Source organism: Solibacillus sp. FSL W7-1464 (assembly GCF_038004425.1).
Taxonomy (GTDB): domain Bacteria; phylum Bacillota; class Bacilli; order Bacillales_A; family Planococcaceae; genus Solibacillus.
The window spans coordinates 1,644,050-1,659,172 of sequence record NZ_JBBORC010000001.1; the positions used below are offsets into that span (position 1 = coordinate 1,644,050).

Here is a 15,123-nt window from a genome sequence, read left to right on the forward strand (position 1 = left end):
TGGGAATACACGAAAAAGCAGGAACGTTGTTAAATCAACGTTCCTGCTTTTTCTATAGGTATATTCTTTATTCATTGTTTTATACACTTCTACTAAATCTCAATAATGACAACGGTTTAAACGTAAAAGGTGTTTGCAAAGTCATCAGTTTTTTTGCATAGATCGTGTATATTTTTTTCGCTGTACAATCCTCTTTGCGTCCCATAAACAAGTCAGTGCTTATTTCACAAAAATATGTGCATCGCAATAACAAAGACCTTTGCAGCTTGGGCAATCGACTTGATAGGGCTCGAAATAGCGCGGCATATAAATAAATGGTTCAAAGCCCTGTGATGCAAATTGTCGCTCAGCTGCCCAGCGGTTTGTATCAGATTGTACCCAGCCAACTGTAACGATCGTTTTTGCAACCGGATGTACAGCTTCGAGGTAGGCACGTACAAGCTTTGTTCCAATTCCTTTTTTTCGCTCGTTTGGATGGACGACAAAATGACTTGTATAATAACTGATGCCTGATTCGACAAGTCCCTTTAACGATTGCAGCTCTTCATGAAAGTAAGGGAACTCCTTGTTGAAATCCAATATTTCATAACCTGCAATATAACCGACAACTTCATCAAGCTCATTAACGGCTATATAACGAATGCCGCCAGCCTGATCGACGGTATCGGCCGTTTCTGGTTCAAATGGTAAAAAATCGTTTAGGAGTACCGCAATTTGCACTCCATATTTCTTTTCGTACGGGTAAATATTCATCGGTGGACCTGCCTTCTCATGTTCGAATTTCATTATTTTAACACAATAGAGGGCATTATGTTATTACAGCGAGTGTTTCGACAGGTTCGACTACTTTGCAAAAAAAAAATCCCTTTATAGTAAGGGATTTTAGAAGGGGAATTTATTCTTCCAAAATAAGGCGGGCTGCATTCTCACCTGAAGTAACAGCTCCTTCCATCGTTGCGAAAAATGGTTGACGCGTATAATCACCAGCTAGAACAAGTCCTTTGACTGGAGTTTGTTGATCAGGACGTAAATGATCATAATTCGGTTCTAAGCTATGGAAATCTTCAGGATGGCTGATTACGCGGTAATTAGCCAAACCTGTTTCCAGATCGAGCCCTAATGCTTTGCCGTCTTCTTGTACCTGTTCCAAAATTAGTTTATGGTCCATGTTGATGAACTTTTCCGGTGGTGTCAATATAATCGACATTCTGCCCGGGACGTGTGTAAACGTAGTTCGGGACTGCTCGGCAAAGCTGGCAAGTGAAGTGAGTGGACCAAATGTCGTTCGGTCGACGGGAAGTACAGGCTGTTCGAACTCCATTTGAATAGTGACAGCAGGCATTGTCGGTAAACGGAAAATCTTTTCGAAGAACGGATTATCCTGAAAGTGGTTCTTCAATATTTTTTTGGCTCCGCCGAGATTTGCAGCAATTATGACATGTTTTGCCGTCAACTCCTGGCCGTCTTCCAACAGCACTCCTGTAACTGTATCCTGATGCATAACCAAGTTTTTGACTGGTGAATTTGTCCGGATGACGCAGTTGTTTTTAGTAATATGATGCGCTAGCGGATTGGCCAATACCTCAGTCATCCCACCAAGATACGAACCGATTCTCAACTTATAAAACCGGCTCACACCCGGAAGGAAAAGACCGAAAAATACTTTTGCAGAGTATCGTTCGGGAGGCAGGAAAAATACGCCTGTACTCAAAGGAATGAGAAGATTATGCAAAGCTTCTTCACTAATATTATGCTTTTTGGCGAAGTCCCTCAAACTGTACTGGTCCAATTCTTCTGGATTTTGAGTATATTGTAAAAATCCATCTGTAAAAAAGGGAACTAGTGCAAGTTTATCCCCAGGTGGCAGAATATCATTATTTCCGATTATGCCTTTTAACGTTTCTATCGGACCGAAAACCGGAGAAATTCCAAATGATTTGTTTTCTTTGCTCCCTTTTATGCGGATATCGATTTGTTCTTCCCACTGAACGATGTCATCAACATCGACACCAGCTTTTTTCAACAGTTTTGGTAAAGCTTTGTAATAGCCGATATGTCTATGCAAACCGGATTCAACCAACATTCCATCCTCATCCCATGAAGATGTCCTTCCTCCAATAACATTATTCATTTCCAATACAATAACTGATTTTCCTTTTTCACTTAGTTTAAGGGCAGCCGTTAAACCAGCCAAGCCTGAACCTACAACAATGACATCAAACTTTTCCAATATTCCCCCTCCTACAAATTGAAGTAAAGTATTGTTCCTATTCCCGAACAAAATCGTGTCAAACAATAATGAATCAGCATGGAGAGAAATTGTGAAATTCATACATCCGATCTTTTATTTTTAATTAAATACGTTGGCAGTGAACTTTCTTTCATTTGGGGATTTTTGATAATTGTAAAAACAGAACACTTGTTCTATAATAAAGTAGAGTGAGGTGTAAGGATGAGGGAACAATTGATAAAAGCGATGAAACACAATCAAATTTTGGATATTGTGTACATCGCCAAAGATCAGTCAATAACAAAGCGTCGAATAAAACTAATAAAAATTTCCGGAAATCATGTGCAAGCATATTGTTTTTCCCGTCATGCAAAACGAAATTTTATTGTAGATAATATTTTAGCGGTACATCCGGTAAATAAAAAAGCAAGGGGGTTACACGCTTAGGATATATATAAGCTAATCGAATATACAAAAATTAATATCATTTATTTAATATTTTGTGGAATATTCTGACTATTTGTGTTATATTACAAGTAGGGGAGGTGGATACTAGATGCGAGCACTAAAAAGAATGGGGGCAACAAACTTTTTTGAAAATATTGTGAAGAGTAAACCTAGATTAAATAAATTAAAACGTATGTATTTAATTAGAAGGGAAATTTCAGAATATGTTAAAACAAAATAAATAAAGCCCTCCACTTTTAATTTGTGGAGGGTTATTTTTCTGCGCTGATTTGACAATCGAGCAACAACTTTCCGGGAAGTTATTTATTGGAAGATTTTAAAGTTTTGCCATTGGATAAAAACCATCCTGCTACCGCAATTGCGATTAATACTCCATAAAATATCAGTTTCCACTCAAGGGAGTGGGCAAATTCATAAGAAATGACACCTACATCAGGGTGACTCAAAGTTAAAACGGCAAGTTTGACACCAACCCACCCTACGATTACAAATGCTGCAATTTCAAGTCCTGGTTTAGATTCAAGCAGTTTCACAAAATAGTTTGCAGCAAACCTCATAATAATTAATCCGATTAATCCCCCTGCAAAAATGACAAGGAATTTTCCGCCATCCATACCGCCAATCTGAGGTAAATCCGTATTAGGGAGTGTCATGGCCAGAGCTACTGCTGCTAAGATTGAATCAACCGCGAATGCTATATCCGCCAATTCGACCTTAAACACCGTCCCCCAAAAACCGGATTTTTTCTGTTCTTTTTCCTTTTTGGGGACTTTATTTTTAAAGTATAGTTTCCTTACAATGTGATTGATTGCTATAAATAATAGATATAGAGCACCAATAGCCTGTACCTGCCATACATCTACTAGAAATGTTATGATAAATAAAGAAGCGAAACGGAATATGAAGGCACCTGCAAGACCGTAAAATAGAGCCTTGCGCCTTTCTTTTTCAGGTAGATGTTTAACCATAATGGCTAAAACAAGTGCATTATCTGCAGCAAGCAATCCTTCCAAGCCAATTAACAGTAATAATACCCAACCATACTCTAGTAACAAAGAGATATCCAATTACATTCCCCCTAACGCATTAAAAAAATGATAAAAATATTATCATTTACGGAGAGTATACCCCCTTTTATTTTTGATAAGCCTTCATGGGGGATACAATATCAGTAACTTAGAAAAACGTTCATAGTACTTTTTTACAAAGTGGTTTTCTTTTTGGGAGAGGGATATATTTTTCTTTAAGTTCGTGGAAATAAAAGTGTCTGAAAAAGAGTTTTACAAAACTAACAGATACATAGTCCATTGGCTTCAATGAACTATGTATAACTAATAAACCAATCTGAACTCAAACTTTTAAGAAGCAAAACTATATGTTAATCCTTCATTTTAATTAAGCGGCAATATCCGAATACTTATTAAGTAATTCATCCAGTTCCTGACTGCAATTGACGACTTCTGGATGAGTGAATCCTAAATCACTGGCTTTTTTGTACATTAGTTTTCTTTTTGTCTCAATTCTTAACTTTAGTAATTTTTTTAACAGTAAAAATTTCATCGATAAATTTCCCTTCAATAGTAATTAGTAGGTTTTAAACTTTTGTTAATACAAAATGACAACTGTTTCATCCTATAATACTTCGGATAAAATATATGTCGAAACATGCTAAATACGCATAATTCAATAATTTGTAAAATGTAATAATAATATACATAAATCGAATGCTTTATATTTGACTAAATTTGGAATGTATGAATTTTTTGGAGAATCTAGTGACTTTTAAACCATTAGAAAATCGTTGAAATCCAATTTTTGTACATCTGGTATTATCATTGATATAATGAGCGATGTGAATACATATAAACAGAAAGAGGTTTTGAAAAATGACAAATGCTTATGATGAATATATGCGTCAAGTAACACAGCCAATGCGTACGGAACTTGAGAGTGCAGGCTTTACACAATTAACTACGGCAGATAGCGTACATGAATTCATGGCTGAAACAAAAGGGACAGCTTTAGTTGTAATCAATTCAGTATGTGGTTGTGCTGCAGGTCTAGCACGTCCGGCTGCTCGTGAAGCAGTAGCAGATGTGAAACCGGATCAGCTTGTAACCGTATTTGCCGGTCAGGACCCGGAAGCAACTGCAGCGATGCGCGGATATTTTGATGAAGTACCGCCAAGCTCACCATCAATGGCAATTCTTAAAGATGGTCAATTAGCTTATTTCATTCCACGTGATCAAATCGAAGGTCATCCAATGGAACAAATCCGTGATCATTTATCAGATGTGTTAAAACAAGTATGTGCCGAGTAACGATTGTCACAACTGCAGGCAGACCGGACGAGCAATCACTTCAGTTAGCTGAATTTGCAAGTAAGGAGCTGCAGGCAACAATTGTTCCGCGCAAAAAACTTTCGGTTCGTAAGCTTTCTGAAGTGTACGACGCCAATGTCATTGTTGCGGGGAAAAATCGTTTTGAATATTATGCGAAAGGTGCCGAGGCGCCTTTCTTTTTTCATCCGAACTCTGCCGCATTTCGTCTGAAACGCGTCGCTCGTGGTGAAGACGAACCATTACTTACTGCTTGTGCATTGCAAAAAGGGGATACATTTTTGGATTGCACACTAGGCCTAGGAGCCGACAGCTTGCTGGCCGCTTATGTTGTAGGGAATGAGGGAAAAGTGATCGGTGTAGAAGCAGATAAAAATGTGTCGTTTATTGTAAAAACAGGGATGCAAACTTATGATACGACTGAACTTCCTTTAACTGCGTGCATGCGAAATATCGAAGTGGTCCATTCCACTGCACTGGAATATTTAAAAAAGCAAGAAAATAATAGCTTTGATGTCGTCTACATGGATCCGATGTTTGAGGAAGTCATTGAAGAATCAACTAATTTTGAAGCGCTGCGCTATGCCGGAAAGCACCTGACATTGACGGATGAATGGGTGGCTGAAGCAAAACGGGTGGCAAAAAAACGCGTCGTGTTAAAGGCACACTATCAATCGAACTGGTTTGAAAAATACCAGTTTCAGCGTGATGTCCGATTAACAGCCAAGTTTCATTATGGTGTGTTTGAAGTGAAATAGCGTTGGGGTTCTTGTAGAGAACTTCAACGTTTTTCTTTACACTTTACATACCCCTTATAGGTATGATAATCTGAAATCAAGTTAGGGGGAATGATTGAATGATTCATGAAAACGATAGTCTATTGGAAACAATTGAAGAGAGCTGTCGCAAAAGTCATCATCCTGAACCGATAAAAAAAGATTTAACGACGAGATTGAATCGAATCGAAGGGCAAATTCGCGGAATTAAAGGCATGATCGATAAAGATGTGTATTGTGATGATATCATTACACAATTATCGGCTACCCAATCGGCTTTAAACAGTGTCGCGAAAATTTTGCTTGAAGGCCATTTAAAGGGCTGTGTCGTGGATCGTCTGAATGAAGGCGATACGGAAGTTTTGGACGAGCTTGTCGTAACGATTCAAAAAATGATGAAAAAATAAGGAGTGTTCAAGTATGGTAAATGTAACGTTAAATGTGAATGGTATGTCTTGCGGTCATTGTGTGAAATCTGTAGAAACGAGCGTCGGCGCATTAGCTGGTGTACAGGAAGTAAAAGTGGATCTTGCCGAGAAAAAGGTATCGGTTGCGTATAACGAAGATGCCGTTACTGTAGAGCAGATTAAAGAAACGATTGATGAACAAGGTTATGACGTTGTTTAATGATTGAGGTTTATGAATGATTCAGGTTCTCTACTTTAGAGAACCTCTCTTTTTATAAAATTTTATACCCCCTAAAGGTATAAAGAGGTGAGAATATGACGAAAGAACTGACATTGCAAGTAACAGGTATGACGTGCGCGGCATGTTCGGCAAGGATTGAAAAAGGTTTGAACCGTATGGATGGGGTTGAATCGGCGAACGTCAATCTAGCCGTTGAAAAAGCGGCGGTTCAATACGATGAAACGGTTATTAAAGCACAGGATATCGAAAAGAAGATTCAGGCACTTGGCTATGATGTCGTCAAAGAGAAAGCGGACTTCACAATCGATGGAATGACGTGTGCGGCGTGTTCGGCAAGAATCGAAAAAGTGCTTGGGAAAATGGATGGGATTGCATCGGCAAATGTGAACCTGGCATTGGAAAAAGCAACGATAGAATTTAACCCGTCACAAGTTTCGGTGTCCGATATTATGGCGCGAATCGAAAAAATCGGTTATGGCGCACAGCCGGTCGTTGAAGGCGATGCGGTTGATCATCGGGAAAAAGCGATCCAACGGCAAACGGTTAAATTTATCTCGGCTGCCATTCTATCATTGCCGCTGTTATGGACGATGGTTGCCCATTTTTCATTTACGAGCTTTTTATATGTGCCTGATATTCTTATGAATCCTTGGGTACAGCTGGCATTAGCAACACCTGTTCAATTTATTATTGGCTGGCAATTCTACGTGGGCGCATATAAATCATTGCGCAGTGGTGCTGCAAATATGGATGTGCTCGTCGTGATGGGAACAAGTGCGGCCTATTTCTATAGTATTTATCAAATGCTCGCACATCCGAACGGCCATATGCCCCACCTGTATTTTGAGACGAGCGCGGTGCTGATTACACTGATTTTATTAGGAAAACTGTTTGAAGCACGTGCAAAAGGCAGATCATCACAGGCAATCAAGCAGTTGATGGGGATGCAGGCGAAATCAGCGCTTGTGATCCGTGATGGCGTCGAGCAGTCTGTGCCGCTCGAAGAAGTGCGCATCCATGATATCGTCCGAGTGAAGCCGGGTGAAAAAATACCTGTTGATGGGGAAGTCGTTTCCGGAACTTCAGCAGTGGATGAATCGATGCTGACAGGTGAAAGTTTGCCTGTGGAAAAAAGTATCGGAGATTTCGTTTACGGTGCCACACTGAATAAAAATGGCGCACTGGAAATGAAGGCATTAAAAGTTGGCAGTGAAACAGCTTTGTCGCAAATCATTAAAATCGTCGAGTCGGCTCAAGGCTCCAAAGCACCGATTCAGCGTCTTGCCGATAAGATTTCCAATATTTTTGTGCCGATCGTTGTAGGGATTGCCGTTGTAACATTCCTATTATGGTGGCTGATCGGCGGAGAATTTATCCAGGCATTTGAAGCGACGATTGCCGTTCTTGTTATCGCATGTCCATGTGCGCTCGGTTTGGCGACGCCGACATCGATTATGGCAGGTTCAGGCCGTGCCGCACAGCTCGGCATACTGTTTAAAGGCGGCGAACATCTTGAACAGACAGGTTTTGTCGATACGATTGTTGTCGATAAAACAGGAACCGTGACAAACGGAAAGCCTGTGCTGACAGATGTTGTACTGTTCAATAATTTTGATGAAATTGATGTGCTTCGCATCGTTGCATCAGCAGAAAAACAGTCCGAGCATCCATTGGCAGAAGCAATTGTTGAAGGTGTATTAGAGCGCGGGATTGCACTTTCGAATGTTTCTGGCTTCCAGGCTCTTCCCGGGCTTGGTATTGAAGCGCAAGTGGATAACACAGAAGTTGCTGCCGGTACGAGAAAGCTGATGCAAGATCGACAAATTCGTATTGATGAATCAGTTGAACAGCAACTCATTTCATTGGAACAGCAAGGGAAGACGGCGATGCTTGTTGCGATCAACAAACAATTTGCAGCAATCATTGCCGTCGCGGATACGGTAAAAGAAACATCTGCTGAAGCGGTAAAACGTCTGCACGAACTTGGCCTGAAAGTCATTATGCTTACAGGGGACAATGAGCGTACCGCCAATGCGATTGCAGCGGAAGTCGGTATTGATGAAGTAATTGCAGAAGTGCTGCCGGAACAAAAGGCACAGCAAATCGAAGACTTGAAACAACAAGGGCGTAATGTTGCAATGGTCGGTGACGGGATCAACGACGCACCGGCACTTGCGGTCGCTGATATCGGGATGGCGATCGGCACGGGTACGGATGTAGCGATGGAAGCGGCGGACATCACATTAATTCGCGGGGATCTGAACAGTATTGCCGATGCGATTATAATGAGCCGTAAAACGATGACGAATATTAGACAAAATCTGTTTTGGGCATTTGCCTATAATGTCATCGGTATTCCGATTGCCGCGCTAGGGTTCCTTGCTCCATGGGTAGCAGGCGCAGCAATGGCATTCAGTTCCGTTTCCGTTGTGTTGAATGCATTAAGACTGCAGCGTGTGAAATTGTAAAATATTCGGTATCCTGGATAAAGAATGCGGATGAGATTGAAGGAAACGGCGCAAGGATGACAATCAATATTGAAGTTTAAATTCGATAAGAATATTCCAACATAGAAATACAGCATTTGTTTTAAAAAAGTTTGTTGTGGAAACGTACAATGAAGTGTTAAATGCGTTTGAACATACTAGCACTCTAATTTCTTATAATGATTGGGGCCAATAATATGAATGAAGATTCAAAAGTATATGATGTCACGATTATCGGTGGCGGTCCTGCAGGGATGTTTACGGCATTCTACGGGGGCATGCGCCAGCTTGAAGTGAAATTGATTGAAAGTCTGCCGCAATTAGGCGGGCAGCTTGCAGCACTTTATCCGGAAAAATATATTTATGATATCGCAGGATTTCCAAAAATCCGTGCACAGGAACTTGTCAATAATCTGAAAGAACAAATGTCAGCCTTTGATCAGGCGATTGTAACTGGTCAAAGTGTTGAAGCCATTGAAAAGTTGGAGGACGGAACATTTAAGCTGACAACCGATAAAGAAATACATTATACAAAAACCATCATCATTACAGCAGGTCTTGGCGCATTCCAGCCAAGACAGCTGGAAGTTGAAGGAGCCGATTATTACGAGGGCAAAAACCTTCATTACTTCATCCACAATATAAGTGAATTCAAAGGGAAAAATGTTGTCATTTTCGGTGGCGGGGATTCTGCTATTGACTGGTCGCTTATGCTTGAACCGATTGCCAAAAAAGTTACACTTGTGCATAGGCGAGATCAGTTCCGGGCGCATGAACACAGCGTTGAAAATCTGTTCAATTCCGGTGTTGAAATAAAAACGCCTTATATGCCTGATGAATTGGTTGGCGATGAAAATGGTATTAGACAGATTATCATCCGAAATGCAGAAGGCGAAAAGGAAACACTAGAAGTTGACGACATCATCGTAAATTATGGATTTAAATCCTCTTTAGGACCGATTAAAGAGTGGGGTTTGGAAATCGAGAGAAATTCCATTGTCGTCAACCCAAAAATGGAAACCAATATCGAAGGAATCTATGCGGTTGGTGACGTCACAACATACGATGGAAAAGTGAAATTGATTGCAACGGGATTCGGTGAAGCGCCGGTTGCCATTAGTGCAGCGCGGCTGTATATTGACCCAGCTGCCAAAAAACATGTACCGCACAGCACGGATCTTTTTAAAGAAAAATAGCTTTATCGACTTTCTACGGTTAATTAAACGAAGCTTTATTATGAATACCATTTCCTTACGGGGAAGTGGTATTTTTTATTTTCATTTCACTTTGCTCTTTTCGTTTCATGTAACTCACCGCGTTTTTTATACAAGTGACCTTTGAAATATGACCGGTCACCGGAAAGCGGAAGACGTGATTTCGTCCCGGAATTATAGTAAGGGTACGAAGAAGAACAGGGAGGAACGGAAAATGGAAATTGTGAATGTAAGCAACCTGAAAAAAACATATGGCAGTAATCATGTTTTACGTGGAATTAATTTCGTAGCGAAGTCGGGTGAAGTTATTGGGGTCATCGGAAAAAATGGTGCCGGGAAATCGACGTTTTTGGAAATATTAATGACTTTGAAGACTTATGACAAGGGGAATGTCATTTTATTCGGGAAAGAGCTCAAATCATTTTCCAATCAGGAACTTGAACAGGCGAGAAAAGATATTTCAGCCGTTTTGCAGCCTACCCAGTTTTATAAGACGTTGAAAGTTATCGAGCTGCTGAAGTTGTTTAAAGCCTACTACAAATCCTCAGTAGACATTGAGCAAATTATTACGGATTTCAAATTGGGACCATATCGCAAGAAATATTTTGATAAATTGTCCGGCGGCTGGAAGCAAATTATCAGTTTGGCCATCGCTTTCTTATCAGAACCGAAAATGCTTATTTTGGATGAACCTACAACAGGTCTGGATCCGCATATGCGCAATATGCTTTGGCAGTATATTTCTGATTACAACCAACGCACTGGAAGAACGGTCATATTGACGACTCATAACATGGATGAGGTGGAATTATATTGCGATAAAGTAATGCTGTTAAATGATGGAGTCGGGGAAGTATTTGATACGACAGAAGGAATTTTGGCTTCCGGTTACAAATCGATTCACGAATTTTACTTAAACTCAGTAGTTATATAAGGGGGAAATGACATGTTAAAAACTCAATTGAAGTATGACTTGATTATGTTTTCGAGGGAACTGTTTTATCTTTTATTCACGATTGTCGTACCGCCAGCAACGTATTTGTTTATGGGCGAATTATTTGGAAGCTTCACTTATGCGGGAAATTTAAGCTATGTCGAAACATACACACCTTCTTTTATTCTGCTCATTACGTTCGGTGTCATATTCTTTGCTTTTGGCTTTGACCAAGTAATGAATCGGACTACTGGAGTGGAAAAGCGCATAACCCTGTCACCGGTACCGAAAAAGATACTACTGCTATCAAGCATATTAAAATCGATCATCATTACAAGCTTTGGATTTTTTCTTGTTTCGATTCTCGGGATGATTGCCTACGATCTTTCTTTTACTGTATGGAAATTTATCATGTCATTTGGTTTCTTCATGCTTCTTAATGCGGTTTTGCTCATCATATCGTCGGCTATTTATTCACTATTTACAACGATGAATGGCGCACTCGTATTTTCGATTATTATCTTTCAAGTCGGCATGATTACAGGAGGGTTTGCGATGCCGGTTGACCGTATGCCGGAATTTGTGCAAATCATCGCCAATTTCAATCCGCTCTATCATATGAATCAGCTCTTTATTGCTGTGTGGAATGGTCAGCTTCAGATGGACAATAGTTCGCTGCTTTCCATAGTGGTTATTATCGGTTGTTTTGTAATATCGCTTATCGTTCTTTATTTTGGAAACATAATGAAAAATAGGAGCTATAACATGGTACTATGGAAAAAAGTACAAAACTAGGGGTGTCAACGTGAAAGTCACATTGGACATAGATAGCGAGTATGAAGAAACGAAAGTAACAATCCACTGTAGTGAAATGGACGACTCCATTAAAGAAATACTTGATTTTTTAAAGGGAAAGAAAACGCAATTTATTGTTGGAAGAGATGGAGAGATGCAGCATATTTTAAAGCCGGATGAGATTCACTATTTTCATACAGGCAATGAAGGCGTTGTAGCCGTCAGTTCAGAGGGTTCTTTTATATTAAGAGAAAAATTATATGAGCTTGAGGAGATACTGCCGGCAACAAAGTTCATCAGACTTTCGAAATCCGTCATTGCCAATCTTCATGAACTGAGTCGTTTTGAAGCTTCCTTTAATGGTACGCTTTGTGTTCACTTTAAATCTGGAGCGAAGGAATATGTTTCACGAACTTATGTGAATGCGATTAAGGAAGCTTTGAAAGTGAATAGGAGGAAAAAATAGATGAAGGGATTTTTGAACAGAAGTATAGCAGGTATTTTTTTCGGTTCTTTTTTGACACTGGTCACAATATTTTTGACGGTTTATTTTGGTGAAAAAGAAGTTCTGGATTCCAGTGTTCTAGTGAAAAATGCACTTGGATTAATAATTTGCGGATGGTTCTTCTCTGTAACACCATTGCTGTTTGAAATGGAGAACTTTACATTAAAGATGAAAACTGTTTTGCATTTCCTTTGTGTCGTCATATTGTATTTCATCGTTGCGTTCGTTATTGGCTGGATACCTTTCACGATCAAAGGGTTTTTCGGTATGCTTTGTATCTTTATCGTGTTCTATACAGTTATTTGGCTGGGATTCTACTTGTATTTCAGACAGCAGGCAGCAAAGTTGAATGAGGATTTGAATAAATTATAAAAGTTAAAGCATGAAGCACTACCTATTACTTTCTGAAAATTCCCTTTTTCGTTATGATAGAGTCATCGGGAAAAATAATGAGAGATACAAAGGGAGTGCCTAAACTATGGAATATATCACACTTAATAATGGAGTAAAAATGCCGATTGTTGGTACTGGTACTAATACGTACGGTAAAGAAAATAAAGACTATAACGGTGAATTGACAAATGAAATTCCTGAACTTAAATCAGCACTTGAGCTAGGATACCGTTCAATAGATGCAGCGATCAGTTATCGAAACGAGGCGCTTGTCGGGGGGATTTTAGCAGAGAGTAAAGTGCCTCGAGAAGAATTGTTCATTACGACAAAAGTTCCTGCGAGAGAAGAATATGTTTCTTCAAAGGAATCGACGCGAGCAGCAATCGATAATAGTCTAAAAAACTTTAAAACAGACTATCTGGACCTGCTTCTGATTCATGCTCCGATTGAAGACAAAGAGCAGCTTAAAAACACTTGGGAAGTTTTTGAAGAATATTATGAGGCGAGTAAACTTAAAGCAATTGGCGTATCGAACTTTAAGAAAAATCATTTGGATGAATTGAAAGAGTTCGCGAAAGTGAAGCCGGCCGTTAATCAAATACAAATTAATTTAAAAGAAAAGAACACAGAACTTCTTGATTTATTGCAAGAAGAGGGCATCACACCCGTAGCGTGGGGGCCGATGAAAACGGAAGAACACCAAGATGAAGTGCTGGAGGAAATCGGTAAAGCGTATGGGAAAACCGGTGCTCAAGTTTTATTGAAATATCAAATCGGGCGTGGTGTGGTCGTTATCCCGAAATCACACAACCGTGAAAACCAGGCAGCTAATCTGGATCTTTTCGATTTCGAACTGACTGCAGCGGATATAGAGAAAATTGAAAACCTATAGTTAGTTATTAACTGGGCGTCTCCTATTTTGGAGACGCTTGTTTGATATCTGCCTTTGTTAAAAGTCCACTTATCAAAATAATAGCACCAATGAAAAACATTCCAATAAACAGTATGACCATCATACCCATTCCTGCAAAGCCTTTTCCGGCAAAAATAGCGAAACAAATTCCAATTAGCCAGGAAACAAACGGGTTTAATCCAATCATAATCAAGATACCCCATACAATCCGCTTTCTTCTTATTGATTGACCTTTCGTTAATGCCCGGCCAATCGCTGTGACAACAACTATGATTAATAGTGCGACTCCCATTGCCATTTCAACCCCTAATTTTTTCGCCTATACTATACGTATATAATTGGCGCCCCACAACGTAAAAGATTACATATAGTGGAATCAACAGTTCATCATGAAGTAACCAATCTTCTAAAGTATCCGGCTGGAATTGCAAATATACGATGAATTCATACAATAACGTCGGTACAATAAAAATGGTTGTCACATTAAGCCATTTTGTTTTATAAGCCTTTTTAGCTTCGTTATACAACAGTTCCCATGCACCGAATATGAATGTGCAAATGAAAAGCAGCATCACTATCACACCGATGGAAATAGGTGAAGCATTACGGGGCTCCAGCCATTTTGAAATAAAGTGGGCGCTAATACATAGTGTAAAAATGGTAAATACAATCGCCGCGCAAAAGCGTATCCATTTATAATGCGGGAACAATACTTTTTTCATTTCTTTTTCAATGTGATAAGCTTCACCGAACGACTGCAAAGCTTGTTGAATGGCTTGCTGTTCGGAATATCCAACCATTCGTAGTTCATCGATATGTTCCAAAATATGATTTTCAAATTCTTCTTTCATCAAAGCACGTTCTTCATCATTGATTGGCAAATTCGCTATAATTTTTTCTACATAATGTTTAACGACTTCCATACAATCCACCTGCCGTTCGTTTGATTAAACGGGTCAACTGCTCCCAACTCGATATTTTTTGCTTTAATTGTTCACGTCCCACATCTGTAATTGCATAGTATTTCCGACGTTTTCCGGAAGCCTCGTCTTGCCAATAACTCGTCACAAGGCGCTGCTGTTCTAAACGCTTTAACGCAGGGTATAACGTACCCTCATTCATAGAGTAGGCTTCATCGCTTAATACGCGAAGCTGCTTTGTCATTTCATAGCCGTATCGATCCTGTTCTGCCAGTAGTGATAACAGTAAAATATCGATACTCCCTTTCATCATTTCTTTTTCCACTATTTACAATCACCGCCTTTTAAATACATATTAATCCAATGTACATCGTAATGCAATGTATAAAATAAATTCTATACTGGACAAAGTTTATGGTTGGCCAATGCTGATGGCCTATTTCGCCGTTTAGAATTTGTGGACATTATTGTTTATCATATAGGGAGCAGACAAGGCTTGGGT

At 39.6% G+C, this 15,123-nt stretch carries 20 protein-coding genes; 13 read left to right on the forward strand and 7 right to left on the reverse strand.

Going from position 1 to position 15,123, the window contains the following annotated elements; genetic code table 11:
* Nucleotides 1-219: 219 nt before the first annotated feature.
* Entirely contained in the window at nt 220-786 is a 567-nt protein-coding gene (locus MKZ25_RS07885; RefSeq protein ID WP_340801019.1) for a GNAT family N-acetyltransferase, read from the reverse strand.
* A 109-nt stretch (nt 787-895) separates the two neighbouring features.
* Nucleotides 896-2,230 carry a hydroxysqualene dehydroxylase gene (locus MKZ25_RS07890; protein ID WP_340801020.1) on the reverse strand — a complete coding sequence of 445 codons (1,335 nt, stop codon included), beginning with the start codon at nt 2,228-2,230 and terminating at the stop codon, nt 896-898.
* 222 nt (nt 2,231-2,452) lie between these two features.
* Between MKZ25_RS07890 and MKZ25_RS07895 the strand changes: the two genes are divergently transcribed.
* Together MKZ25_RS07895 and MKZ25_RS07900 are read left to right on the forward strand one after the other, a co-directional pair.
* Nucleotides 2,453-2,677, forward strand: coding sequence for a transcriptional regulator (locus tag MKZ25_RS07895; protein WP_340801021.1), 225 nt, complete (start codon nt 2,453-2,455; stop codon nt 2,675-2,677).
* A 109-nt stretch (nt 2,678-2,786) separates the two neighbouring features.
* A complete protein-coding gene (locus MKZ25_RS07900; RefSeq protein WP_340801022.1) occupies nt 2,787-2,918 on the forward strand; it encodes a hypothetical protein in 132 nt (43 codons plus the stop codon).
* 79 nt (nt 2,919-2,997) lie between these two features.
* Here MKZ25_RS07900 and MKZ25_RS07905 read toward each other — a convergent pair whose 3' ends face one another.
* The gene (locus MKZ25_RS07905) at nt 2,998-3,765 is read right to left on the reverse strand and encodes a TerC family protein (RefSeq protein WP_340801023.1); all 768 of its coding nucleotides are present in this window, start codon (nt 3,763-3,765) and stop codon (nt 2,998-3,000) included.
* 328 nt (nt 3,766-4,093) lie between these two features.
* A complete protein-coding gene (locus tag MKZ25_RS07910) occupies nt 4,094-4,258 on the reverse strand; it encodes an aspartyl-phosphate phosphatase Spo0E family protein (RefSeq protein ID WP_340801024.1) in 165 nt (54 codons plus the stop codon).
* Nucleotides 4,259-4,584: 326 nt separating this feature from the next.
* Between MKZ25_RS07910 and MKZ25_RS07915 the strand changes: the two genes are divergently transcribed.
* From MKZ25_RS07915 to MKZ25_RS07965, 11 genes are all read left to right on the forward strand, one after another.
* Entirely contained in the window at nt 4,585-5,019 is a 435-nt protein-coding gene (locus MKZ25_RS07915; RefSeq protein WP_079526359.1) for a BrxA/BrxB family bacilliredoxin, read from the forward strand.
* Nucleotides 5,007-5,795, forward strand: a complete 789-nt coding sequence (locus MKZ25_RS07920; protein ID WP_340801025.1) for a class I SAM-dependent methyltransferase — start codon at nt 5,007-5,009, stop codon at nt 5,793-5,795. Before MKZ25_RS07915 ends, MKZ25_RS07920 begins: the two co-directional genes overlap by 13 nt.
* Before the next feature lie 98 nt (nt 5,796-5,893).
* Nucleotides 5,894-6,220 carry a metal-sensitive transcriptional regulator gene (locus MKZ25_RS07925; protein WP_340801026.1) on the forward strand — a complete coding sequence of 109 codons (327 nt, stop codon included), beginning with the start codon at nt 5,894-5,896 and terminating at the stop codon, nt 6,218-6,220.
* A 13-nt stretch (nt 6,221-6,233) separates the two neighbouring features.
* A complete protein-coding gene (copZ, locus tag MKZ25_RS07930; RefSeq protein ID WP_251688345.1) occupies nt 6,234-6,440 on the forward strand; it encodes a copper chaperone CopZ in 207 nt (68 codons plus the stop codon).
* A gap of 95 nt (nt 6,441-6,535) precedes the next feature.
* On the forward strand, nt 6,536-8,929 hold the full coding sequence (locus MKZ25_RS07935; protein WP_340801027.1) for a heavy metal translocating P-type ATPase: 2,394 nt from the start codon (nt 6,536-6,538) through the stop codon (nt 8,927-8,929).
* A gap of 215 nt (nt 8,930-9,144) precedes the next feature.
* On the forward strand, nt 9,145-10,143 hold the full coding sequence (locus MKZ25_RS07940; RefSeq protein ID WP_340801028.1) for an NAD(P)/FAD-dependent oxidoreductase: 999 nt from the start codon (nt 9,145-9,147) through the stop codon (nt 10,141-10,143).
* A 232-nt stretch (nt 10,144-10,375) separates the two neighbouring features.
* Nucleotides 10,376-11,095 (forward strand): ABC transporter ATP-binding protein, encoded by a 720-nt coding sequence (locus MKZ25_RS07945; protein ID WP_340801029.1) that lies wholly within the window; start codon nt 10,376-10,378, stop codon nt 11,093-11,095.
* A 12-nt stretch (nt 11,096-11,107) separates the two neighbouring features.
* Nucleotides 11,108-11,890, forward strand: coding sequence for an ABC transporter permease (locus MKZ25_RS07950; protein WP_340801030.1), 783 nt, complete (start codon nt 11,108-11,110; stop codon nt 11,888-11,890).
* Between the two features lie 10 nt (nt 11,891-11,900).
* Complete coding sequence (locus tag MKZ25_RS07955; protein WP_340801031.1) at nt 11,901-12,356, forward strand: LytTR family DNA-binding domain-containing protein; 456 nt, start codon at nt 11,901-11,903, stop codon at nt 12,354-12,356.
* Nucleotides 12,357-12,767 carry a DUF3021 domain-containing protein gene (locus tag MKZ25_RS07960; protein ID WP_340801032.1) on the forward strand — a complete coding sequence of 137 codons (411 nt, stop codon included), beginning with the start codon at nt 12,357-12,359 and terminating at the stop codon, nt 12,765-12,767.
* 106 nt (nt 12,768-12,873) lie between these two features.
* The gene (locus MKZ25_RS07965; RefSeq protein ID WP_340801033.1) at nt 12,874-13,680 is read left to right on the forward strand and encodes an aldo/keto reductase; all 807 of its coding nucleotides are present in this window, start codon (nt 12,874-12,876) and stop codon (nt 13,678-13,680) included.
* Between the two features lie 22 nt (nt 13,681-13,702).
* On the opposite strand, the gene MKZ25_RS07970 is transcribed toward MKZ25_RS07965, so the two are convergent.
* Genes MKZ25_RS07970 through MKZ25_RS07980 form a run of 3 tightly spaced genes read right to left on the reverse strand, consistent with a single transcriptional unit; the run spans nt 13,703 to nt 14,946 of the window.
* Entirely contained in the window at nt 13,703-13,993 is a 291-nt protein-coding gene (locus MKZ25_RS07970; RefSeq protein ID WP_340801034.1) for a hypothetical protein, read from the reverse strand.
* A gap of 7 nt (nt 13,994-14,000) precedes the next feature.
* Nucleotides 14,001-14,624, reverse strand: coding sequence for a permease prefix domain 1-containing protein (locus MKZ25_RS07975; protein ID WP_340801035.1), 624 nt, complete (start codon nt 14,622-14,624; stop codon nt 14,001-14,003).
* Nucleotides 14,611-14,946, reverse strand: coding sequence for a PadR family transcriptional regulator (locus tag MKZ25_RS07980; RefSeq protein ID WP_340801036.1), 336 nt, complete (start codon nt 14,944-14,946; stop codon nt 14,611-14,613). Before MKZ25_RS07980 ends, MKZ25_RS07975 begins: the two co-directional genes overlap by 14 nt.
* Nucleotides 14,947-15,123: the final 177 nt, after the last annotated feature.